Origin of the sequence: Pseudomonas sp. Cab53 (assembly GCF_018325965.1) — a bacterium.
Taxonomy (GTDB): domain Bacteria; phylum Pseudomonadota; class Gammaproteobacteria; order Pseudomonadales; family Pseudomonadaceae; genus Aquipseudomonas; species Aquipseudomonas chlororaphis_E.
Map to the genome: position 1 here is coordinate 524473 of NZ_AP021902.1, position 23150 is coordinate 547622.

General features: G+C 63.0%; 14 protein-coding genes and 1 pseudogene. 6 read left to right on the forward strand and 9 right to left on the reverse strand.

Translation table 11 applies throughout. From position 1 onward, the window contains the following. Positions 1–33: 33 nt before the first annotated feature. On the reverse strand, positions 34–1776 hold the full coding sequence (locus KI241_RS02265; protein ID WP_042727914.1) for a potassium/proton antiporter: 1743 nt from the start codon (positions 1774–1776) through the stop codon (positions 34–36). Positions 1777–2086: 310 nt separating this feature from the next. After that, on the reverse strand, positions 2087–3712 hold the full coding sequence (locus tag KI241_RS02270) for a methyl-accepting chemotaxis protein (protein WP_042727913.1): 1626 nt from the start codon (positions 3710–3712) through the stop codon (positions 2087–2089). Positions 3713–3967: 255 nt separating this feature from the next. On the opposite strand from KI241_RS02270, the gene KI241_RS02275 reads away from it, so the two are divergent. Next, on the forward strand, positions 3968–4198 hold the full coding sequence (locus KI241_RS02275; RefSeq protein ID WP_042727912.1) for a hypothetical protein: 231 nt from the start codon (positions 3968–3970) through the stop codon (positions 4196–4198). Further along, the gene (locus tag KI241_RS02280; RefSeq protein WP_042727911.1) at positions 4195–4497 is read left to right on the forward strand and encodes a cell division protein ZapA; all 303 of its coding nucleotides are present in this window, start codon (positions 4195–4197) and stop codon (positions 4495–4497) included. The genes KI241_RS02275 and KI241_RS02280 overlap by 4 nt, the downstream gene beginning before the upstream one ends. Before the next feature lie 135 nt (positions 4498–4632). On the opposite strand, the gene KI241_RS02285 is transcribed toward KI241_RS02280, so the two are convergent. Continuing rightward, on the reverse strand, positions 4633–6435 hold the full coding sequence (locus KI241_RS02285) for an acyl-CoA dehydrogenase (RefSeq protein ID WP_123579425.1): 1803 nt from the start codon (positions 6433–6435) through the stop codon (positions 4633–4635). Positions 6436–6678: 243 nt separating this feature from the next. Beyond that, positions 6679–10631, reverse strand: a pseudogene (putA, locus tag KI241_RS02290) (trifunctional transcriptional regulator/proline dehydrogenase/L-glutamate gamma-semialdehyde dehydrogenase). Positions 10632–11091: 460 nt separating this feature from the next. Between putA and putP the strand changes: the two are divergent. The 4 genes from putP to rlmJ all read left to right on the forward strand — a co-directional run bounded on the left by putP (position 11092) and on the right by rlmJ (position 16559). Further along, positions 11092–12576: a sodium/proline symporter PutP gene (gene putP / locus KI241_RS02295; protein ID WP_042727908.1), complete on the forward strand. Its 1485-nt coding sequence runs from the start codon at positions 11092–11094 to the stop codon at positions 12574–12576. 303 nt (positions 12577–12879) lie between these two features. Then, entirely contained in the window at positions 12880–14937 is a 2058-nt protein-coding gene (locus KI241_RS02300) for a type VI secretion system tip protein VgrG (protein WP_123579427.1), read from the forward strand. Beyond that, a complete protein-coding gene (locus tag KI241_RS02305) occupies positions 14934–15671 on the forward strand; it encodes a DUF4123 domain-containing protein (RefSeq protein ID WP_042730819.1) in 738 nt (245 codons plus the stop codon). The genes KI241_RS02300 and KI241_RS02305 overlap by 4 nt, the downstream gene beginning before the upstream one ends. Before the next feature lie 48 nt (positions 15672–15719). Beyond that, positions 15720–16559 carry a 23S rRNA (adenine(2030)-N(6))-methyltransferase RlmJ gene (gene rlmJ, locus KI241_RS02310; RefSeq protein ID WP_123579428.1) on the forward strand — a complete coding sequence of 280 codons (840 nt, stop codon included), beginning with the start codon at positions 15720–15722 and terminating at the stop codon, positions 16557–16559. Between the two features lie 75 nt (positions 16560–16634). Here the strand turns inward: rlmJ and KI241_RS02315 are convergent, their stop codons facing one another. The 5 genes from KI241_RS02315 to KI241_RS02335 all read right to left on the reverse strand — a co-directional run bounded on the left by KI241_RS02315 (position 16635) and on the right by KI241_RS02335 (position 22870). Continuing rightward, positions 16635–17327: an RES family NAD+ phosphorylase gene (locus tag KI241_RS02315; protein WP_123579429.1), complete on the reverse strand. Its 693-nt coding sequence runs from the start codon at positions 17325–17327 to the stop codon at positions 16635–16637. Continuing rightward, positions 17321–17725 carry an antitoxin Xre-like helix-turn-helix domain-containing protein gene (locus KI241_RS02320; protein WP_047736091.1) on the reverse strand — a complete coding sequence of 135 codons (405 nt, stop codon included), beginning with the start codon at positions 17723–17725 and terminating at the stop codon, positions 17321–17323. Before KI241_RS02320 ends, KI241_RS02315 begins: the two co-directional genes overlap by 7 nt. Positions 17726–17849: 124 nt before the next feature. Further along, positions 17850–18512 carry a peptide-methionine (S)-S-oxide reductase MsrA gene (msrA, locus tag KI241_RS02325; RefSeq protein ID WP_042730827.1) on the reverse strand — a complete coding sequence of 221 codons (663 nt, stop codon included), beginning with the start codon at positions 18510–18512 and terminating at the stop codon, positions 17850–17852. Between the two features lie 78 nt (positions 18513–18590). After that, positions 18591–21284 (reverse strand): GGDEF and EAL domain-containing protein, encoded by a 2694-nt coding sequence (locus tag KI241_RS02330; RefSeq protein WP_042730823.1) that lies wholly within the window; start codon positions 21282–21284, stop codon positions 18591–18593. A 194-nt stretch (positions 21285–21478) separates the two neighbouring features. Further along, on the reverse strand, positions 21479–22870 hold the full coding sequence (locus KI241_RS02335) for an alkaline phosphatase D family protein (RefSeq protein ID WP_047736089.1): 1392 nt from the start codon (positions 22868–22870) through the stop codon (positions 21479–21481). Positions 22871–23150: the final 280 nt, after the last annotated feature.

The following is a 23150-nucleotide window of genomic DNA, read 5'->3' on the forward strand; positions in this document are numbered from 1 at the left end:
GAGACCGGTCGAGCAAGTGAGAGTGGGAGCAGTTTAGAGGAACAAGCCGGGACCCGGGCGACTTCCTTCGGGGAATCTGACGCCCACTTTGCCGATCTTGTTCCCGTCCATGGCCGCGACGGTCCACAGGGTATTGTTCCAGTCCACCTGGTCGCCGACCACCGGCGCGCCGCCGACTTTCTGGGCAATGAAACGGCCCAGGGACATGTCCGGATCGATGCCGTCGAGCTTCAGCCCGTACAGCGCCGCAACCGCAGCCAACTGGGCATCTCCTTCCAGTACGAAGTCGCCGAAAAAGCGCAGATCCAGGCCCCGTTGCGGTGCCTGGCTGAACAGTTTGCCAAGGGCCGGCAAGTCGTGTTCGTGGCCGATGACACACAGCAAATCACCGACTTCCAACACCGTGCTACCCGACGGATGGAGCAGTTGCTGGCCGCGAAACAGCGCTGCGATGCGGGTGCCTTCGGGCATTTTCAGGTCTCGCAGGGGCGAGCCGATGCACCATTTTTCCTTGCCCAGGCGGTAGATGAACAGCTCCCACTCGCTGGTGACGTGGACTTCCAGTGCGGCCCGGGAAATCGGCAGCGGCTCGGGTGGGACAGTGACATGCAACAACTTGGCGACCCATGGCAGGCTGGTGCCCTGCACCAGCAGCGACACCAGCACGATGAAGAACGCCAGGTTGAAGTACAGCTGGGCGTGGGGCAGGCCGGCCATCAATGGGAACACCGCCAGGATGATCGGCACCGCGCCGCGCAGGCCGACCCAGGAAATGAACGCTTTCTCGCGACCGTGGAACGCCCTGAACGGCAGCAGGCCCACCATCACCGACAACGGGCGGGCGAACAGGATCATCCACAGGGCCAGGCCCAGGGCGGGCAGGGCGATCGGCAGCAGGTCGTGGGGCGTGACCAGCAACCCCAGCACCAGGAACATGCCGATCTGGGCCAGCCAGGCCATGCCGTCGAGCATGTGCAGGATGCCGTGGCGGCTGCGCACCGGGCGGTTGCCCAGCACCAGGCCACACAGGTACACCGCGAGGAAACCGCTGCCGTGCAAGGCGTTGGTCAGGGCGAATACGGCCAGGCCGCCGCTGATCACCAGGATCGGGTAGAGACCGTTGGCCAGGTGGATACGGTTGACCAATTGCAGCATCAACCAGCCACCGCCCAGGCCGAGTACCGCACCGATGCCGAACTCGCGCACCAAGTGTCCGAGCAGGCTCCAGTGCAGGCCGGTTTCGCCGCTGGCGAGCATGCCGATCAGGGTGACGGTCAGGAACACCGCCATGGGGTCGTTGCTGCCAGACTCGATCTCGAGGGTGGCGCTGACCCGCTCGTTCAGGCCCTTGCCGCCCAGCAGCGAGAACACCGCCGCGGCGTCGGTCGAGCCGACGATGGCGCCGATCAGCAAGCCTTGGATCAGGTTGAGGTTGAACAGCCACGCCGCCGCCAGGCCGGTCAGCCCGGTGGTAATCAGCACGCCCACCGTGGCCAGCGACAACGCTGGCCAGAGCGCCACGCGAAAGCTCGAGACCCGGGTGCGCAAACCGCCGTCCAGCAGGATGACAGCCAGGGCGAGGTTGCCGACCAGGTAGGCCGTGGCGTAGTTGTCGAACAGAATACCGGCGCCGTCGATACCGGCTGCCATGCCCACGGCCAGGATGATCACCAGGATCGGGATGCCCAGGCGGGACGAAAGAGAACTGACCAGAATGCTCGCACTCACCAGCAACGCGCCGATCAAGAACAGGCTGTTGATGGTCGTCGCAGTCAAAGGCAGTACTCCGGAAAAGCTTAAGGGCGGACACAGACTGACCATGCAGTCTGCGTGCCAGCGATTCTAACCTGTTGAAATGCGCTGCTGTCAAAAAAGCTTTTGAACGAGGGAGCGATGAAACCTTGGATAGCCATCTGCGGCCATGGGATTGGTACTGCCCTTTGTGGCGAGGGGATTTATCCCCGTTGGGCTGCGAAGCAGCCCCAAAATCTTTGCTGCCATACAAATCGATGGCGAGCGCTTCGCACTCGATCGGGGATAAATCCCCTCGCCACAGGAAGCTCTCGCCACAAAGGCAGATAGGGTCTTAAAGACTGAAGCGCCCCACCATGCTGTTCAGGTCGACGGCCAGGCGCGACAGTTCGGCACTGGCGGCGCTGGTCTGGTTGGCGCCGGTGGCCGATTGCACCGACAGGTCGCGGATGTTCACCAGGTTGCGGTCGACTTCACGAGCTACTTGCGCCTGTTCTTCGGCGGCGCTGGCGATCACCAGGTTGCGTTCGTTGATCTCGACGATGGCGGTGTTGATCGTGTCCAGGGACAGGCCGGCGCCACGGGCGATGTTCAGGGTCGACTCGGCGCGCTCGGTGCTGTTGCGCATCGAATCCACGGCCTGTTCGGTGCCGTTCTGGATGCTGCCGATCATGCGTTCGATTTCGCTGGTCGACTGCTGGGTGCGATGCGCCAGGGCGCGCACTTCGTCCGCCACCACGGCGAAACCACGACCGGCTTCACCGGCACGGGCGGCTTCGATGGCCGCGTTGAGCGCCAGCAGGTTGGTCTGATCGGCCAGGCCGCGGATCACGTCCAGTACTTTGCCGATGTCCCGGGATTCGTCGGCCAGGTTGCCGATCAGCGTCGCGGTACTTTGCACATCGGCGCTCATGCGTTCGATGGCACCGACGGTTTCCTGCACCAGGTCGCGGCCATCGCCAGCGGAGGTGGTGGCGTTCTTCGAGGCCTCGGAGGTGCTGACCGCATTGCGGGCCACTTCTTCCACTGCACTGGTCATCTCGTTGACCGCGGTCGCGGCCTGCTCGATTTCGTTGTTTTGCAGGGTCAGGCCACGGGCGCTTTCGTCGGTGACGCTGTTGAGTTCTTCCGCGGCGGAGGCCAGTTGCGTGGCCGAGCCGGAGATGCGCTGCAAGGTGTCGCGCAGTTTGTCCTGCATGGTCGCCATCGCCCGCAGCAGGCGACCGGCTTCGTCGCTGCCATCGACCAGCACGGGCCGGGTCAGGTTGCCCTTGGCGATTTCTTCGGCGGCTTGCAGCGCGCTGCCAATCGGCCGGGTGATGCTGTTGGTCAGCAGCCAGGCGAACAGCAGGGTCAGGCCGGTGGCGATGACCAGCAGCGCGACGACCCAGGTGAACGCCGTTGAATACTGTTGCACAGCGCTCTGGTTGAGGTGCTCGGCCTGCTGGTTGTTGATCTCCATCAGGCGGTTGATCACCACGTTGATGGCATCGGAATTGGTCAGCAGCTCAGTGTTGAGCAGCGTGCGCAGCTCATCGATCTGGTTATTGCGCGACAGGGTCTTCATCCGCTCTTCGAGCTGACGGTATTGCCCCAGCAGTTGCACGTATTGCTCGTAGGCGGCCCGTTCTTCCGGGGCGCTGATGAGCTTTTCATAGGTGGCCTGGGCGGCCCGGATCTGCTGGTTGCGTTGTTCGAACAGCTCGTAGGTTTTTTGCTGGATGTCCGGTTCGCGGTTCACCAGCAGACGATAGGACAGCACCCGCAGGCGCAAGGTGAGCTGGGTGAACTCGTCCAGGGCCTTGATGCTGGGCACGCTGTTCTGGACGATGTTCTCGCCGGACGTGCGGATCTTGCTCATCTGGGCCAGGGCAAACACCCCGAGGATCAGCATCAGGGCGCCGATCAGGGCAAACCCCAGGAACGCCCGCGGGGCGATATTCATATTACGTAGAGACATGGAAAGTACCGGATGGAAGCGCTTCCGTGCGGGCTGTGACGGATATACCGGACTTATCGGTCATGCACCTGAAGTCTTGAGGGCGCTGCGGGCTTTTGTCGCGGCTCAAGGGCGGTGGCGCGACGAAGGGTAGGAACCAGATCCCTGAATCGCAGTCTCTAAAACTCGTCAGCGAAGCACCGCTGCCCGTAACCGTGGCGTCGCCGATGACTTTTCTTTATCGTACGCGCCCCCTGAAAAACCCTGGAAATCAATATGTTGGAAACATCCCTCAGCCAGCTGGAGCAACTGGTCAATGACCTGGTGCAACAGAATCGCCACCTCACTGGCCTGAACGAAACCCTGAGCGCGGACCTCGCCAGGGCCAAGGATGAAAACGAGAGTCTGCAACTGAGCCTGATGGAGCAGGAAGAACTGCACGGCACCGCCGCCGCCCGCATCCAGGCCTTGATCGAGCGCGCTAGCGCCGGTCCTGTCAGCGCATGAGGCACGGCGCCGAGGGGGTGACGGTCATCTCGATCCTGGGAGAGGATTATTCGATCAAGGCGCCGGCCGGGCAGGAGCAGGCCTTGCTGGACGCGGCCGCGATGCTCAAGGCTGCGCTGGCCGATACCAAGCGCAAATACCCGACGCTGATCGGTGATCGTTTGTTGGTCCTGGCGGCCATGAATCTGTGTTCGCAGCAGATCGATATGCAGAAGCAGCATCAGGCGGAGCTTGAGCGGTACCAGGAGCAGGTCAGTGCCACGGTGGATGTCATTTCCAAAACCATTCAGCAGGCCTGAAGGGTTCGATGATTCCTGTGGGAGCGGGCAAGCCTGCTCCCACAGGGGAAATGCGTTCACTCAAGAACAGGTTGGCTTTAAGGCCACCTTCGTGAGCAGGCTCACTCCCCAGAGAATTGGAAAGCGCCCCCAGCCTCAGAACCACTCATCCCGCATTTCCAGGCAAGTCCCATCCCGCGCTTCAAGCAACGCCAATTCATGATGACAACCCGGCACCTCCCACGTCAGGAAGTAGCGCGCCGCCTGCAGCTTGCCTTTATAGAAGTCCTGGTCCACCGCACTGCCCCTGGCCAGGCCTTCCTCGGCGCGAATTGCCTGTTCCAGCCAGCGCCAGCCGATCACCATATGGCCAAACACCTTGAGGTACAGCGCCGAGTTGGCCAGGCTGCTGTTGACCTTGCCCTGGGCCAGGTCTGTCAGCAGCCCGAGGGTGACGGTCTGCAGGCGCGCCACGAGGGCTTCCAGTGGTTGGTGCAACGGCGTCAGCGACGGGTGTGCCTGGGCGCGCTCGGTGGTGTCGGCCACCAGGCGGATCAACTGCTTGAGACCGGCGCCGCCGTTCTGCGCCAGTTTGCGCCCCAGCAGGTCCAGGGACTGAATGCCGTGGGTGCCTTCGTGGATCGGGTTCAAGCGGTTGTCGCGGTAATACTGTTCCACCGGGTATTCGCGGGTGTAGCCGTGGCCGCCAAGAATCTGGATCGCCAGTTCGTTGGCCTTCAGGCAAAACTCCGAGGGCCAGGATTTGACGATGGGCGTCAGCAGGTCCAGCAATTCATGGGCCTGCCGGCGCTCGACTTCGCTCTTGAGGGTGGTGGTGTCGTCGAACAGCCTCGCTGCGTACAGGCCCAGGTCGAACGAGCCTTCGACGTAGGCCTTCTGGGTCAGCAGCATGCGGCGCACGTCGGCGTGCTGGATGATCGCCACCGGGGCGGTGGTCGGGTCCTTGCTGTCGGGGACCCGGCCCTGCGGACGTTCGCGGGCGTATTCGAGGGAATACAGGTAGCCGGCGTAACCGAGCATGACCGCGCCCATGCCGACGCCGATCCGGGCCTCGTTCATCATCTGGAACATATAGCTCAGGCCGTGGTGCGGTTTCCCGACGAGGTAACCGACGCACTCGCCGTTGTCGCCGAAGTTCAGCGCCGTGGAGGTGGTGCCGCGCCAACCCATCTTGTGAAACAACCCGGCCAGCAGCACATCGTTGCGTTGGCCGAGGCTGCCGTCGTCATTGACCAGGAACTTGGGCACGATGAACAGCGAGATGCCCTTCACCCCCGGCGGGGCGTCCGGCAGTTTGGCCAGGACCATGTGCACGATGTTTTCCGACAACGGATGATCGCCGCCGGAAATGAAGATCTTGTTGCCTTTGAGCCGGTAGGTGCCGTCGGCTGCCGGCTCCGCTCGCGTGCGAATATCCGCCAGCGACGAGCCCGCATGGGGTTCGGTGAGGGCCATGGTGCCGAAGAAGCGGCCGTCGATCATCGGTTGCAGGAAGCGTTGCTTCTGCTCCTCGCTGCCGAAGCTCTCGATCAGGTTCGCCGCGCCCATGGTCAGGAACGGATAAGAAGTGGACGCGGCGTTGGCTGACTGGAAATGCGCGAAGCAGGCTTGCGAGAGCAACGTCGGCAATTGCATGCCGCCAGCGTCGAAGCTGCGTGCGGCGTTCAGAAAGCCCGCTTCCAGGAACGCGTCCACCGCCGGCTTCACCTCGGGAATCAGCACGGCCTGGCCGTTTTCGTAACGGGGTTCGTTTTCGTCGTTCTTGCGGTTGTGTGGCGCGAAGTACTTTTCGGCGATGCTGCGGGCCGTGCCGATGGCGGCGTCGAAGGTCTCGCGATTGTGTTCGGCGAACCGCTCGCGCTGGGTCAGGCCCTCGGCATCAAGGACTTCATACAGCTCGAAAGCCAGATTACGGGAACTGAGCAACGTCTCGGACATGGCGGCCTACCTTGTTTGGAATGGGCCGAGTCTAGGTGTGGGAATAGAGGTTGAACAGGATGATTGATGACAGTGATGGAGGGGCGAGGGGGACACTAATCCCTGGTGGGAGCAGGCTAGCTCGTGAAGATGGTGTATCAGACGGATAGATGTCGACTGATACACCGACTTCGCGAGCAAGCCCGCTCCCACAGGGGATTTCGATGGCCAGGCACCCATTGCGGGCGCCTGGCTTGCAGCGGCTTAACCGATGGTCATCAGGCTGGCGTTGCCGCCCGCCGCCGCGGTGTTGACGCTCAGGGCGCGTTCGATCACCAGGCGTTCCAGCGCGATGCCGGTTTCCCCTTGTGACAGGCCATGAACCCCGACGATGGCGCCGGCACGCTTGGCCACTTGCTGGCAAACGCTGCGCAGTTGATCCGAGTCACCGTGGTGCAGGACGGCGTCGAATACCACATCGTCCTTGGTCCAGTCGGAAACCCGCTGGATGCGCGCCTGAATGTCCTTCGGCAAGCGTGCGAACAAGGCCTTGCTCGTGTCGGTTTCCGGCCACACCGCCGAGCCGCCCACCGCCAGCACGGCCGCCAGCTGCGTCAGCAGGTCGCCTTCCACGTCGGCCAGGCACAGCACGTGTTCGCGCGGCAGGATCGCGTAGCTGTTGCGTTCGCCGGTCGGGCCGGTCAGCTGGCGGGTAATGCCGCTTTGCGACTGGGCCGCGAACTGCACGCACAGGGCGCTCAGTTCGGCGAGCTTGTGGCTATCGGCCCAGGCTTGCAGGGCGGTCAGCGGCTTGCTCATGGCGTCGCGCAGGCGCAGGTCCGGTGCATTGAGGGCATCGCTGCGTACGAAGGACTGTTGGATCGCGTCGGTAGGACGAGTCGACAACAGGCGGTACAGGTACAACGGACCACCGGCTTTCGGCCCAGTGCCCGACAGACCTTCGCCGCCGAATGGCTGCACGCCGACCACGGCACCGACGATGTTGCGGTTCACGTAGACGTTGCCGGCGTGGACGTTGTCGATCACCTTGGCGATGGTCTCGTCGATGCGGGTGTGTACGCCCAGGGTCAGGCCATAGCCGGAGGCGTTGATCTGGTTGATCAACTGGTCCAGCTCCTTGCGCTTGTAGCGCACCACGTGCAGCACTGGGCCAAAGATCTCGCGCTGCAATTCGTCGAAGCTTTCCAGCTCGATCAGGGTCGGCATGACAAAGGTGCCACGCTTGCACTCGTCGCTGTCGGCGAGTGCCATCTGGTACACCGTGCGGCCCTTGTCGCGCATGGCCTGGATGTGTTTCTCGATGCCGGCCTTGGCCTCGGCGTCGATCACCGGGCCGATATCCACGCACAGGCGCTCGGGGTTGCCCAGGCGCGACTCGGCCATCGCGCCCTTGAGCATTTCGATGACGCGGTCGGCGGAATCTTCCTGCAGGCACAGGACCCGCAGGGCCGAGCAGCGCTGGCCGGCGCTGTCGAAGGCCGAGGACACCACGTCGATGACCACTTGTTCGGTCAGGGCCGAGGAGTCGACGATCATCGCGTTCTGGCCGCCGGTTTCGGCGATCAGTGGAATCGGGCGACCCTGGTTGTCCAGGCGACCGGCAATGTTGCGTTGCAGCAGGCGAGCGACCTCGGTGGAACCGGTGAACATCACGCCTTTGACCCGCTCGTCGCCCACCAGGCCGGCGCCGACGGTTTCACCGCGGCCCGGCAGCAGTTGCAGGACGCCTTCGGGGATGCCGGCTTCGAGCAACAGGCGCACGGCCTGTGCCGCCACCAGCGGGGTTTGTTCGGCGGGCTTGGCCAGGACCGGGTTGCCCGCGGCCAAGGCGGCCGCCACCTGGCCGCTGAAGATGGCCAGGGGAAGTTCCACGGGCTGATGCAGACCACCGGGCCCAATGGGCGGTGGGCGTCGTTGGTGAAGTCGTTGCGCGCCTGCACCGCGTAGTAACGCAGGAAGTCCACCGCTTCACGCACTTCGGCGATGGCGTTGGCGAAGGTCTTGCCGGCCTCGCGGGCCAGCAGGCCCATCAATGGCTGGATCTCGCCTTCCATCAGGTCGGCGGCACGCTCCAGGATCGCGGCGCGTTCGGCCGGTGGCGTGGCCTGCCAGATCGGCGCGGCGTTGAGGGCGCATTGGATGGCGTTGTCGACATCGGCGACGGTGGCTTCCTGGACATGGCCAACCACGTCGCGATGATCGGACGGGTTCAGCACCGGTGCCGGGGTCTGCTCGCTGGCGGCGCAACCGAGCATCGGCGCGGCTTTCCAGTCGTTATGGGCGGTGGCCAGCAGCGCGCAGGACAGCGAAGCCAGGCGATGCTCGTTGGCCATGTCGATGCCACTGGAGTTGGCGCGTTCACTGCCGTACAAGTCACGCGGCAGGGGGATGCGCGGATGCGGCAGGCCGAAACCACCTTCCAGGGTCGCCATCTGTTCGATGCTGGCGACCGGGTCGGCCACCAGTTCCTGGATCGAGATGGACTGGTCGGCAATGCGGTTGACGAACGAGGTGTTGGCGCCGTTTTCCAGCAGGCGACGAACCAGGTAGGCCAGCAGTGTCTCGTGGGTGCCGACTGGAGCGTACACGCGGCACGGACGGTTCAGCTTGCCTTCGGAAACCTTGCCTACAACTTGCTCGTACAGCGGTTCACCCATGCCGTGCAGGCACTGGAACTCATACTGCCCCGGGTAATAGTTCTGTCCGGCGATGTGGTAGATGGCCGACAAGGTATGGGCGTTGTGAGTGGCGAATTGCGGGTAGATGACTTCCGGCACCGACAGCAGCTTGCGGGCACAGGCAATGTAGGAAACGTCGGTGTACACCTTGCGGGTGTACACCGGGTAGCCTTCCAGGCCTTCGACCTGGGCACGCTTGATCTCGCTGTCCCAGTAGGCGCCTTTTACCAGGCGGATCATCAGGCGGTGACGGCTGCGGCGGGCCAGGTCGATCACGTAGTCGATCACATACGGGCAGCGCTTCTGGTACGCCTGGATCACGAAACCGATGCCGTTCCAGCCGGTCAGTTGCGGCTCGAAGCACAGGCGCTCGAGCAGGTCCAGGGACAGCTCCAGGCGGTCGGCTTCTTCGGCGTCGATGTTCAGGCCGATGTCGTATTGCTTGGCCAGCAGGGTCAGCGACAGCAGGCGCGGGTACAACTCGTCCATGACGCGTTCGTACTGGGCGCGGCTGTAGCGTGGGTGCAGGGCCGAGAGTTTGATGGAAATACCCGGGCCTTCATAAATCCCACGGCCGTGGGACGCCTTGCCGATCGAGTGGATGGCTTGTTCGTACGAGGCCAGGTACTTCTGGGCGTCGTGCTCGGTGAGTGCCGCTTCACCCAGCATGTCGTAGGAATAGCGGAAACCCTTGGTCTCGAACTTGTTGGCATTGGCCAGGGCTTCGGCAATGGTCTCGCCGGTGACGAACTGCTCGCCCATCAGGCGCATAGCCATGTCGACGCCCTTGCGGATCATCGGCTCGCCGCTTTTGCCAATGATGCGGCTCAGGGACGACGTCAGGCCTGCTTCATTATGGGTGGCGACCAGCTTGCCGGTCAGCAGCAAGCCCCAGGTGGCGGCGTTGACGAACAGCGAAGGACTGTTGCCCAGGTGCGGCTGCCAGTTGCCGGTGCTGATCTTGTCGCGGATCAGCGCGTCGCGGGTGCCTTTGTCGGGGATCCGCAACAGGGCTTCGGCCAGGCACATCAGTGCCACGCCTTCCTGGGACGACAGGGAAAATTCCTGCAGCAAGCCCTGAACAATCCCGGCACGTCCGCCGGCACTCTTCTGATTGCGCAGTTTTTCAGCAATCGACGCGGCCAGCTTGTTGGTGGCCTCGGCCATTTGCGCGGGGAGGCGGGCCTGCTCGATCAGCATGGGCACCACTTCCGGCTCGGGGCGACGGTAGGCGGCGGTGATGGACGCGCGCAGCACCGATTGCGGCAGGATGCTTTCGGCGAATTCGAGGAAGCATTGGTGGGCGTGGTCGGCCTGGACCTCACCGGCATCGTCGCTGTCGGCACGGGTCGAACCGTTCAGCTCGGTCAGGGTTGCACCACCCTCGAGTTTCTCCAGGTAATTGAAAATTGCCTGCTTGATCAGCCAATGGGGCGTGCGATCAATCGAGGTTGCGGCGGCCTTCAGGCGTTCGCGGGTCGGGTCGTCGAGTTTGACCCCGAGGGTAGTGGTAGCCATATTTTTATCCTCATGTTTGCCACGATCGCGTGGCATCAGCTGGCGGCAAGATTAGCTGCGCGCCGAATGAGGTGCAACCGGGTGCAACCCTTTTTTGGATGAAATACTCGGCAGCTCATCAGGAAAGAATCTCCGATTTGCTGGTGTTGCACTTTATTGGTGCCCGATGCTCCGATTGCGCCGTCGCCTTTGCACTAAAACGGCGCAAAACCTGGTGTTTTTCCGATAAAACCGATCAGGTGCAACTTATTCGAGCGAAACTGGTTGCACCTAATTTCGTTTCTTGAATAGGATTCGCCGCCAAGGTGCAACCGGTTTCGACCGAGGAGCATCCGCCGATGGCTTTCCTGGGGAAACATCGGTCATACATTCGCGGGCCTGCCAATCGTCGCCATACTGTTCGTGTGGTCGACGCCTGCCTCTGCCACCGCAACATAAAAACAAAGCCAGGGCGTTATTCATGAGTGTTAGCAATCCAACCCTGATCACGTTCGTGATCTATATCGCAGCCATGGTCCTGATCGGCCTGATGGCGTACCGCTCCACCAACAACCTTTCCGATTACATCCTGGGCGGTCGCAGCCTCGGCAGCGTGGTTACGGCCTTGTCTGCCGGTGCCTCCGACATGAGTGGCTGGTTGTTGATGGGCCTGCCGGGCGCCATCTACATGTCGGGCCTCTCGGAAAGCTGGATCGCCATCGGCCTGATCGTCGGTGCCTACCTGAACTGGCTGTTCGTGGCCGGGCGGCTGCGGGTACAGACCGAACACAACGGTGACGCGCTGACGCTGCCGGACTACTTCGCCAGCCGTTTCGAAGACAAGAGCGGCCTGCTGCGGATCATCTCCGCCGTGGTGATTCTGGTGTTCTTCACCATTTACTGCGCTTCCGGCATCGTCGCCGGTGCCCGTCTGTTCGAGAGCACCTTCGGCATGTCCTACGAGACCGCGCTGTGGGCCGGCGCTGCCGCGACCATTGCCTACACCTTCGTCGGCGGTTTCCTGGCCGTGAGCTGGACCGATACCGTCCAGGCCACCTTGATGATCTTCGCGTTGATCCTGACGCCGATCATCGTGCTGCTGGCCACCGGTGGCGTGGACACCACGTTCCTGGCCATCGAGGCGAAAGACCCTGCGTCTTTCGACATGCTGAAGAACACCACTTTCATCGGCATCATCTCGCTGATGGGCTGGGGCCTGGGTTACTTCGGCCAGCCGCACATCCTGGCGCGCTTCATGGCCGCTGATTCGGTCAAGTCGATCGCCAACGCCCGTCGCATCTCCATGACCTGGATGATCCTGTGCCTGGGCGGCACCGTGGCGGTCGGCTTCTTCGGGATTGCCTATTTCTCGGCTCACCCTGAGGTGGCAGGTCCTGTGACCGAGAACCACGAGCGCGTGTTCATCGAGCTGGCCAAGCTGCTGTTCAATCCATGGATCGCCGGTGTCCTGCTGTCCGCCATCCTGGCGGCGGTGATGAGTACCCTGAGCTGCCAGTTGCTGGTGTGCTCCAGCGCCCTGACCGAAGACTTCTACAAAACCTTCCTGCGCAAGGGCGCTTCCCAGCTGGAACTGGTCTGGGTCGGCCGCGCCATGGTGCTGTTGGTGGCGTTGGTCGCCATTGCCCTGGCGGCCAACCCGAATAACCGCGTGCTGGGCCTGGTGAGCTACGCCTGGGCCGGCTTCGGTGCCGCGTTCGGCCCGGTGGTGCTGATCTCGGTGATCTGGAAAAACATGACCCGTAACGGCGCATTGGCCGGCATCCTGGTGGGCGCGATTACCGTGATCGTCTGGAAGCACTTCGAGCTGCTGGGCCTGTACGAAATCATCCCAGGCTTCATTTTCGCCAGCCTGGCCATCTATTTCGTCAGCAAGATGGGCTCGCCTACCACCGGTATGCTGCAGCGCTTCGAAGCAGCCGAGAAAGATTTCCGCCTGAACCAGTAAGGCGTTCGGCGAAGCCTTGATGGCTGGCTGAAGGTTGTATCGCAAAACGGCCCGTCTCTTGTGGAGGCGGGCCGTTTTTTATGGCGGGTCCAGGGGCGGTGCATGGAGCCGGGTTGAAGGGGGCGCCGCTTTCGCGAGCAGGCTCGCTCCCACCGTTGAAGAATGTCTATCGGAAAATACTGCCTGTCTCGCGGCTTTTTCTACGTCTAGGTCGTAGGGCAAATCTGTTTTTCCGGGTGAGGGGGTTGTTCACCCGATGGTTCGTGCAGAATCGCCAGCCTTCATTCAGCAGAGGGACATCGGATGGTCGCACCTGCCCACTTGCCCCGTTTCACCCTGACGCTCGACGGCGTGCCCCATGCGCTCAAGGTGCTGGAATTCACAGGCAAGGAAGCCATCAGCCAGCCCTATCGCGTTGACCTGGAACTGGTCAGCGAGCGGCCCGACCTGGCCCTGGAAGAACTCCTGCACCGCCAGGCCTTCCTGGAGCTCGACGATCATGGCCGGGGTCTTCACGGCCAAGTCTACAGTGTGGCCCAGGGCGACTCGGGCAAGCGCCTGACCCGTTACCGGATCACGCTGGTGCCGCGCCTCGCCTACCTGCGTCACCGCATCAATCAACGGATTTTCCAGCACCTGAGCGTGCCGACGATCGTCGCCCGGATCCTCGGCGAGCACGGTATCCAGGGCGATGCATTCCAGTTCAGCCTCGGTGGCCAGTACCCCGAGCGTGAGTATTGCGTGCAGTACGCCGAGAGCGACCTGGCCTTCATCGAACGGCTCTGTGCCGAGGTGGGCATCCATTATCACTTCCGGCACAGCCCCGGCGGCCATCTGCTGGTGTTTGGCGACGATCAGACGGTGTTTCCCCGTTTGCCCGAGCCGACGCGCTATCTGCCGGGCAATGGCATGGCGGCCAGCGAGCCGACGATCATGCGCCTGGCGGTGCGGCTCGAAGCCCGGACCACTGCCGTGACGTTGCGCGACCACGACTTTCGCAAGCCCGGGCTGGTGCTGCAGGCTGACGTCGACAGCCAGCAACTGCCGGCGCTGGAGGACTATCGCTACCCCGGCCAGTTTGCCGATCGCGAGCAGGGCCGGCACCTGGCCCAGCGTGCACTTGAGCGCCACGGCACCGACTACCAACTGGCGCAAGGGCACAGTGACCAGCGAGCCCTGGCCAGCGGGCACTTCTTGCACATCCAGGGCCATCCTCGCGCGCCGTGGAACGATCTCTGGTTGCTCACGGCCATCACCCATCATGGCCGCCAGCCACAGGTGCTGGAGGACGCGAGCGATGACGGCCTGGAGGATTTCCAAGGCTACCGCAACACCTTCCATGCCACGCCCTGGGATGTGCTCTACCGTCCGCCCCTGGCGCAGGAAAAGCCCCGTGCCCACGGTTACCAGTCAGCCGTGGTGACCGGGCCTGTCGACAGCGAGATCCATTGCGATGCGTTCGGGCGGGTCAAGGTGCAACTGGTCTGGGACCGCGAAGGCCAGGGCGATGAGCATGCCAGTTGCTGGCTGCGCGTGGCCTCCGGCTGGGCCCATGATCGCTATGGCGGGGTGATGATCCCGCGGGTTGGCATGGAGGTGCTGGTTGGGTTCATCGACGGTGACGTGGACAAGCCCGTGGTGGTGGGTTGCCTGCCCAACGGCGCCAACCCGGTGCCGCTGGACCTGCCGGCGGACAAGACCCGCAGCATCCTGCGCAGCCAGAGCAGCCCGGGAGGCGGTGGTTACAACGAATTGCGTATCGAAGACCGCAAGGGCGCCGAGGAAATCTATCTGCGCGCCCAGCGCGACTGGACCCAGCACGTCTTGCATGACCAGCGGGTGCAAGTCGATCACGAGCGCAGCATCGTGGTCACGGGGGCGTCGCGGCACGAGCTCAAGGCTGATGAGCTGCGCACGACCCACGGCCGGCGCCAGGTTGAAGTCCGTCAGGACGATCACTTGCGGGTGATCGGCGAACGGCATATCCACGTGACCAGCCAGGCCCTCAGTGCTGCCCAGCAATACCATGTCGGTGCCGGCCAGCAGGTGGTGCTGGATGCCGGCGTCAGTGCGACGATCCAGGCCGGTGGTCATTGGATCAATATCGGTGCCGGCGGGATATTCAGTAGCGTGCCCATCGAAGTGGGCGGCGCGCCGATGGCCGTGATGGGCGCGGCGCCTGGCGTTTCCCGCGGCCCTGAGAGCCCGCTCGCCGCCGCGGCTCCTCGGCTGAGTCTTGGGCAAATCCTGAGCTTGCAAGGCCAGGCGCCGTTCTGTGAAGAATGTGAGCGATGCCGGATGGGCGTTTGCAGCATGCCGCCGGACCTTCATGGGCCCGCTGTTTTCCAGGTGCGCCCATGACGCCCCGTGCCTGGCTCCGAGACCACCCGTTGCGGGCATCCGAGCAACTGTTCGCCATCGTCAGCAACGCCAGCGGCGCAGGGCCGCTGTCTGCCTGGAAGCGCTCGATGACCACGCCGGCGAGCCCGATCTGGGCGGGCACGCCGTACGCCGAGTGGGAATCGGTCATGCCATATGTAGGGCTTGTCACCCCGGACAGTGAGTTTCTTGATTGGATAGCGACCACCGATGCGCTCGATTGGGGCTGGCTGGCGGTGTCTTCTGCCAGCCAGCAAAGGGTTGCCGAACATCTGTGCGGGTTGACACAGGTGTTGTTGCCCGACGCCAAGGCGGTATTTTTCCGCTTCTGGGATGGGCGCTTCGTGCGGCCGATCCTGCAATCGGCGCACGTTGATGCCGCCGTGTTGCTGCCGGTGCTCAGCCGCTGCCTGATCAATGGCCAGCCGCTGGCGCTGCAAGGCAATGCCCGGTGTGAGGCCCGGGCGTTCCCATGGTGGACGGTGCCGGAGGCGTTGCTCAGGTCATTGGCTGATGAGTCGAGCGATTGCCTGCTGGATAACCTGCTCAGGTGGCTGGATGAAGCGCACCCGGACCTGTTCGAGCAGGTTGACGAGCGCATCCTGCGGCGCAAGGTTGCGCATTTCCTCAAGGCGCCCGGGCAACCGCTGAAGGCGGCATTGCTGCAATTTTTGGCGCTCGAACTGGGGGACCGCCCACTCGGCTGCGAACCCTGACGTTCGGCGCACTTCAAGGTAAACTCGTCGCCCTTCGCAGGAGCCGCCATGAATTATCGCCATGCCTTCCACGCCGGCAATCACGCCGACGTGTTCAAACACCTGACCTTGACCCGCCTCATCGCGCTGATGTCGCGCAAGGAGCAGCCCTTCGCCTACCTCGACAGCCACGCGGGCATCGGGTTGTACGACTTGCAGGGCGACCAGGCCAATCGTACCGGTGAATACCTGGAAGGCATCGCGCGGTTATGGGGCCAGGATGACCTGCCGCCGCTGACCGCCGATTACATGAAAGTCCTGCACGACATGAACCCGGACGGGCAGTTGCGCTACTACCCCGGTTCCCCGGAATTGGCGCGGCGCCTGACCCGTGCGCAGGACCGCGTGCTGCTCAACGAGAAGCACCCCGAAGACGGCGTGCTGCTCAAGGACAACATGAAGGGCGACCGTCGCGTGGCGGTGCACTTGGGCGAAGGTTGGCATGTGCCTCGGGCGTTGCTACCGGTCCCGCAGAAGCGCGCCCTGATGTTGATCGACCCGCCTTTCGAACAGCTTGACGAGATGCAGCGCTGCGCCGCCTCCCTCAAGGAAGCCATCGGTCGGATGCGCCAGACGGTGGCGGCGATCTGGTACCCGGTGAAGGATCAGCGCCTGTTGCGCCGTTTCTACCAGGACCTGGCTGGCACCGGCGCGCCGAAATTGTTGCGCGTGGAGCTGTTGGTCCACCCGCTCGCCACTCCCAACAGCCTGAACGGCTCCGGCCTGGCCATTGCCAACCCGCCGTGGGGACTGGAGGAAGAGTTGCGCGATCTGCTGCCGTGGCTGTCGAAAAAGCTCGGGCAGACCCAGGGTGGCTGGCAGATGGATTGGTTGATCGCCGAGCATTGATTCGTGTTGACGAGGCGCCAGGGCGGGCGCTTTCGCGAGCAATCTCGCTCCCACAAGGCCTTCCTGAAGCCCGGCTCAAGCCCCGGTGATCAGGTTGACGCTGGTGATCCGGCCGTTCCAGATCATCTCGTAGTGAGCGGCCTGAAGAATCGATGACACCGGGCGCGGGGTCATCAGCGCCCAGCAATGGCTACCCGGGTTGCGTACCGATCGGTAGCGCAGCCCCGGACAACCTTCGCGCTTGATGGCCTTGCCCAGCAGATGGGCATGGCTGTAGTCATCCGGGTCATAGATGGGGTCTGTCATGGGCAAGATCAGCGCATCTTTCATCGCTGCGTCCGTGAAGTGGCAGGAAAGCTCGCGGAAGACAAAGCGTTCATAGTTGAGGCCCTGCACCTTCGACCAGTAGTGGTTCTGGTGGTACTGCACTTCGGCCAGCGCCGTTTCGGCGGTGTCGGCCAGGTACAACACGCCGAAGCTGCCGTCGCTGAACCGCGAACCGGCGGGATTGACGTGGGTGAACGGCGCCGTCGCGTAGGCGCAGCCCGGAATGCCGAAGGGGATTTCCTGGCGGGCGATCAGTTCCAGGCGTCCCACTTCGTTCTGCAGCCTGGGGTTGGTCAGGGCCTGGATCCGATAAAGGACTTCGAACTCATCAGCGTCGGCCACATCGTCGAACAGGGCGATGGGCGGGAATTTGGAGTTCACCAGCCTATGGGCCGTCAGGGGCTCGCCGGGCCGTTCGGGCAGATCGCCGGCCTTCACCATTGCGCGCCTCGCAACGCGTCGATCCTGCGAAACGTCTCGTAGAGGGAAATCATGTCGCCCCGGGCCATGATCTCCAGCGGGGCGTGCCCATTGAAAAACTCGTTCTCATTGGGCATCGCCGCAAAACCATAGACGTTTTCGGGGTTGTCGAAAATGAGGCGCAAGGCGCCGTGGATATTCAGCACCAGGCTGATGCGTTGCAACTGGTCGGAGTCCAGGCTGACGGACCAGTTGGTTTCACGTTGCTTGGCGCGTGTATAGGTGCTGCGGGAAATACGCAGGATCCGACAGGCCTGGTCACTGGTTGCCTGCCATTTTTCCAGGATGCCCAGCACCGTCCGAAGACCGGTCACGCACTCGTCCTTGGTCAAGGCTTGGGCTGAAAGAGCAGGGGTCATGACGATTACCTTTTGGGTCTGTAGAGCCAAAAGTAGCAATATGCAGTCTGTAGATCAAGTTTGCGGTCAAGTGCAAGGGAAGGGCGATGACCGGACACCTTCTTCCCTTGCATCGGGCTGGGGCTCAGTTACCCGCGAGGCTCGGCGGCATGCAGACGCCTGTGCCGCCAATCCCGCAGTAGCCCTCGGGGTTCTTCGCCAGGTATTGCTGGTGATACGCCTCGGCGTAGTAGAACGTCGGCGCCTCGTCGATCTCGGTGGTGATGTCCCCCAGGCCAGCCTTGGCCAGCTCTGCCTGGAACACTTGCTTGCTCTTCTTCGCGGCTTCCAGTTGCTCGGGCGTGGTGCAGTAGATCACCGAGCGGTACTGGGTGCCGATGTCGTTGCCCTGGCGCATGCCCTGGGTCGGGTTGTGCAGTTCCCAGAACATCGCCAGCAGGGCTTCGTAGCTGACCTTCTCCGGCTCGTAGACCACCAGCACCACTTCGCTGTGGCCGGTCAGGCCGGAGCAGACTTCTTCGTAAGTCGGGTTGGGGGTAAAGCCGCCGGCGTAGCCCACCGACGTGCTGTAGACGCCTTCGCGTTGCCAGAAGCGGCGTTCCGCACCCCAGAAGCAACCCAGGCCGAAGATGGCGAATTCGACGTTGCCCGGGAATGGGCCGAGCAGCGGATTGCCGTTGACGAAGTGCTCGTCCGGCACCTTGATCGGGGTTTCGCGGCCGGGCAGGGCTTGTTCTTGAGTAGGGAGCACGTTTTTGTTCACCAGGATTTCCGAGCGCAAGACCATCATCAGTCCTCTCAGTCAGATTGAGTTGAGCGAGTTCACGCAATAAGACTGTCAGTGTGCCCGAGTGTTACATCGCTGTCAGTCAATTGGTCCGCGCGGGTAGCGCTTGAGCTTCTCGACCAGCTCGGCGCCGGGGATCGGCCGGTCGAACAGGTAGCCTTGGCCGACGTCGCATCGGTGGCGCCGCAGGAAGGCCAGTTGCTGGGCGGTCTCGATGCCTTCGGCCACGACCTTGAGCTTGAGGTTGTGGGCCATGGCGATCACCGCCGAGGTGATTTCCATGTCGTCCTGGTTGTCCGGGATCTCATGGATGAAGCTGCGATCGATCTTGATGATGTCGATCGGGAATTTCTTCAGGTAACTCAGGGACGAATAACCGGTGCCGAAATCGTCCATCGCCAGGGTCAGGCCCAGGCGCTTGAGCTGGTCGAGCTGCAGGTGGGTGTCTTCGGTGGCTTCCAGCAGCAGGCCTTCGGTCAACTCCAGTTCCAGCAGCCGGGCGGGCAGTTGCTCCTCCTTGAGGATGCTGGCGATGGAGGCGACCAGGTCCGGGTCGGAGAACTGCTTGGGCGACAGGTTGATCGCCACTTGCAGGTTGCCCAGGCCGGCGGCGGTCAGTTGCTTGCTCATGCGGCAGGCCTGGCGGGCGATCCACTTGCCGATGGGGATGATCAGGCCGGTTTCTTCGGCCACGCTGATGAACTGGTCGGGACGGATCATGCCCTTTTCGGGATGGTTCCAGCGCAGCAGCGCTTCCATGCCCAGCAGTCGACCGCTGCGCAGGCATAGCTTGGGCTGGTAGAACACGTCCAGTTCGTTCTGGGTCAGGGCTCGGCGCAGGTTGTTTTCCACGAACAGCTTGTAGCTGGCCTCGGCGTTCAAGGCCTCGGTGAAGATCTGCACCTGATGCTTGCCGTTGGCCTTGGCCTTGTGCAGGGCGAGCCCGGCGTTGCGCATCAGGGTCTGGGGATCGCGACCGTGCAACGGTGCGCAGGCCAGGCCCACGGAGCCGGTCACGCTGATCAACTGGTTATCGACGAACATCGGTTTGTCGAGGGTCATCAGCAACTGGCTGGCGACCTGCTGGCCGGCTTCCAGGTCCGTGTCGTCCAGCAGCACGGCGAACTCGTTACTGGCGAACCGCGCCAGGCTGCCGCTGGGGCTCAGGCTGTTGCGCAAGCGCCGCGCCAGGCTGATCAGCAGCTTGTCGCCGGTCTGGTGGCCGAGGCTGTCGTTGATGCGCTTGAAGTTGTCGATGTCCACCAGCAGCAGGCTGATGGGCGAATCGCTGTCCCGGGCGAAGCGTTCATCGAGGTTGCGGATGAATGCCGGACGGTTGCCCAGGTTGGTCAGGTTGTCGGTGTAGGCCAGGCGTTCGATGCGCTGCTGGGCCAACTTGGTCTGGGTAATGTCTTCGTAGATGCCGATGTAATGGGTCAGTTCGCGATTGTCGCCATAGACCTTGGAAATCGACAGCTGGCCCCAGTAGGGTTCCAGGTTCTTGCGCCGGCTCTTGAACTCGCCTTGCCAGCTGTTGCTCTGGGCCAGGGCGGACGGTGCGTCGAACAGCAGTTCGCTGAGATTCTCCAGGGCCGGCAGCTCGGACAGGCGCTGGCCGTGGACTTCCTCGGTGGAGTACTGGGTGATCGCCGTGAAGCTCGGGTTGACGTATTCCACCACGCCGTCGCAATTGACCAGCAGGAAGGCGTTGGCGCTCTGTTCCACGGCGCGCTGGAACAGGTGCAGGGCGCTGGTGGCGGTGCGTCGGTTGTGGTTGTTGATCACCTGGGCGAACTGGTCTGCCAGCTCACCGGCAAAGGCGATTTCGTCGGACTGCCAGGCGCGGGTGACGCCGACCTGTTCCAGGCACAGCACGCCCACCACCTGGCCGTCGATGCGCACGCTGGCGTCGAGGATGGCGTTGACGTCGCGGGCGCGCAGGTTCTCCGCCAGTTCCCGGGTGCGCGGGTCACGCATGGCGTTGTGGGCATCGATGGCACGACACGATTGCAGCGCTTCCATGTAGTTGGGGTAGTCGCTGGCGTCGATGGCCGCTGGCAGGAAGTGCGCTTGGGAGGCTCGGTTGAAGGCGGTGATCGGCACCAGCTTGCCGTCTTCGAGGTTCCAGAGGCTGGCGCTGTCGATCTGATAGATGTCACAGGCACTGCGGGTGATGAGTTCGGCGGCTTCGAGCAGGGAGTTGTTAGCGCTGTAGCGTTGTCGGGTCAGCAGCAGGATCAGGTCCTGCTGGGCACGTACCCGGTCCAGATGCTGGAGTTGCTCCTGCTGGGCGCGCTGGTTCAACTCCAAGGCAATCTGCAGGCGCGAGTTCTGGGTTTCCAGGTCGACGGCCGGCAGGGACGGCTCGTCTTGCAGCAGGCTGTCCACCACCAGTAGGTAGCCGCGTAACAACTGACGATTGTGCTGCTTATAGGCTTCGCCCGTTTCCAGCAGGTTCATCGGGCCCTTGGCGGTGTGCAGCGTATAGCGGATCTGGTAATGCGAGTCTTGAGCCAGTTGTTCCTGGATGGTGTCATGCAACTGGTAGCGCGCTTCGGGTTCCATCAGGCTGGCGTAGGGCGCGCTGACCAGCGAACAGAGCTCCACCGCCGGCAGGCCGAAGTAGCGCTCGCAATTGGGATCGAGGAACAGCAGCGCCCAGCTCGCTTCATTCAGCCGTTCGAAACGCAGCATACCGAGCCGCGAGGGCACCGGTAACTGCGTCACTACCTCGGCCGCCATACGGCTGGCGGCATCGGGTTGGCTTTTCATGGGGAAACTCGCTTCGAAAATGCTGATCGCGCCGGGCTGACGCCCTCGTTCTTACGGACTGCCGCAAGGTTGCATCATTGCGGCACTGGCTGACAAGAGACATGAAGGCCAAGTGCTATAAACCTTTTATCGGCCGACGAAGGGATTTCTCCAGTCGCCAGCCGATCAGAGGGCACGCCAGGTGATGCCGTCCGTCACCGCAAGGGAATATCGACGGTCTGCACCGGGTTGCCGTCACGGTCGTGGAATGTGGCCTGGACGCTCTGGGCCGTGATGTTCAGGCGTGCGAAGTTATCCTGGCTGAGGACTTTGCTGGTCAGTTCGTAGCGATATTCTCCGTCGCCCGTGCGGGCCATGGGCTGGTCGAAGATAAAATCCGTGGCCTTGGCATAAGGCAGCAGCTTGCTGTTGCAGAACGGCGAGGCCACCAGGGTGTTGACTTCGAAATCAGGATCCTCGCTGTGTCGCAGGCGGCTGGTCATGGCGCCATGGACATCGCCCGAGATGAAGATCACGTTCCTGACCCGATGCTTGCGCAGGGTTTCCAGCAGCCGCAGGCGCTGTTGCGGGAAGGCCTGCCAGGCATCTCCATCATTGCGCTTGCTGTCGGGGTAGAACAGCACGCTGGTCACCACGAACTTGACCCGGGCGGGGCTGCCAACGAGCCATTGGAGCAGGGCCTGCTCCTGCTCTTCATCCAGGAGGCGGCGGTCATCTGCCGACAGGTTGCGTTGGGTACGGCTGTCGGTGACGAACCATCCGACGTCGCCGTGGGCAAACCGGTACCAGTAGCGTTTGAGCGACTTATCCAGCGTGCCGTTGGCCAAGCGTTCATGGGCCGGGCCATGGCTGGCCTGGTAAAGCGCGTACGCACTCATGGCGTTGGCATAGAGCACCTCGTCGTTGCCGGACCTGTTGGCGGGCCAGTTGTCTTCGATTTCGTGGTCGTCGAGGATCATGTAGGTGGGCACCTGCGCCATCAGTCGCCGGATGTGCGGCTGGGAGAATGCCGTGCGGTACTTGAAGAGAATGTCCTTGTAGGTCCGGTCAGGGGCCACCACGTTCAGGTCGTCGAGGTAGACCTGGTCCCCGGTCATCAGGACCGCGCTGATCGGCGGGTCGGCCTGGGCCACGACGCGGTTGATGCCGGCAAAGGTGCGGTCCCCGAGCGCGGGCCGCGAAGGCACGCCGGCGGTGATCCGCAGGTAGCGGCAGGAGCCGACGATATAGGCGCGCGGCAGGCCGGGCTCGTTGGTTGGCGTGCGCAGGCGATAGGTGTTCCTGGGCCATTGCAGCGGCAGTTCCTCAACGGTCCCTATGGTGTGGGTCGGGCTTAGCGGGCTGAACCAGCCTGCCTGGTATTCATAGGCCGTACCGGGCTCAAGGCCATCGAGCACGATGACATCGGACATGTCGCGGTAGGCCTTCAACTGGACGAAATGGCCCTTCGACCAGTGGGCGTCGCCCAGGCGCCGGTAGCGAACACCGGCGAATACCAGGCTGTTGTCATGATCGCCGCGCAAGAATATCCGCGCGTGATCCGTCGTGGTGTGGCCAACGATCGGGCCGACGGTGGGTATGAACATATTCGAATCCATTCGAAATGCAGCGTTTCAGTTAAGGAGGGTACGAGCGCAAGGGTGTCGCGCTGTGCCGATGCTAAGGCGCGAGGCGGGACAAATATCGACAGGCGAGGGGACGCAGGATGTGGGCAATGACTAACAGAGGGCGTAGTCAGTCAGGCGGGGAAGGGTAGGAAAGTTTGCCGGTGTACGGCGTGGCGCTTCAGCCCTGACGGCCAGGCAAAAAAAGCCCCGTCAAATGGACGGGGTTGAGGTACGAGCGTGGCGCTCGGAAAACAGCGGT

Bases quoted from the DNA above. Each gene is read 5' to 3' on its own strand.
- KI241_RS02270 (WP_042727913.1), bottom strand. From the start codon at position 3,712: ATGTCTCTACGTAATATGAATATCGCCCCGCGGGCGTTCCTGGGGTTT.
- KI241_RS02275 (WP_042727912.1), top strand. From the start codon at position 3,968: ATGTTGGAAACATCCCTCAGCCAGCTGGAGCAACTGGTCAATGACCTG.
- KI241_RS02280 (WP_042727911.1), top strand. From the start codon at position 4,195: ATGAGGCACGGCGCCGAGGGGGTGACGGTCATCTCGATCCTGGGAGAG.
- KI241_RS02285 (WP_123579425.1), bottom strand. From the start codon at position 6,435: ATGTCCGAGACGTTGCTCAGTTCCCGTAATCTGGCTTTCGAGCTGTAT.
- putP (WP_042727908.1), top strand. From the start codon at position 11,092: ATGAGTGTTAGCAATCCAACCCTGATCACGTTCGTGATCTATATCGCA.
- KI241_RS02300 (WP_123579427.1), top strand. From the start codon at position 12,880: ATGGTCGCACCTGCCCACTTGCCCCGTTTCACCCTGACGCTCGACGGC.
- KI241_RS02305 (WP_042730819.1), top strand. From the start codon at position 14,934: ATGACGCCCCGTGCCTGGCTCCGAGACCACCCGTTGCGGGCATCCGAG.
- rlmJ (WP_123579428.1), top strand. From the start codon at position 15,720: ATGAATTATCGCCATGCCTTCCACGCCGGCAATCACGCCGACGTGTTC.
- KI241_RS02315 (WP_123579429.1), bottom strand. From the start codon at position 17,327: ATGGTGAAGGCCGGCGATCTGCCCGAACGGCCCGGCGAGCCCCTGACG.
- KI241_RS02320 (WP_047736091.1), bottom strand. From the start codon at position 17,725: ATGACCCCTGCTCTTTCAGCCCAAGCCTTGACCAAGGACGAGTGCGTG.
- msrA (WP_042730827.1), bottom strand. From the start codon at position 18,512: ATGGTCTTGCGCTCGGAAATCCTGGTGAACAAAAACGTGCTCCCTACT.
- KI241_RS02330 (WP_042730823.1), bottom strand. From the start codon at position 21,284: ATGAAAAGCCAACCCGATGCCGCCAGCCGTATGGCGGCCGAGGTAGTG.
- KI241_RS02335 (WP_047736089.1), bottom strand. From the start codon at position 22,870: ATGTTCATACCCACCGTCGGCCCGATCGTTGGCCACACCACGACGGAT.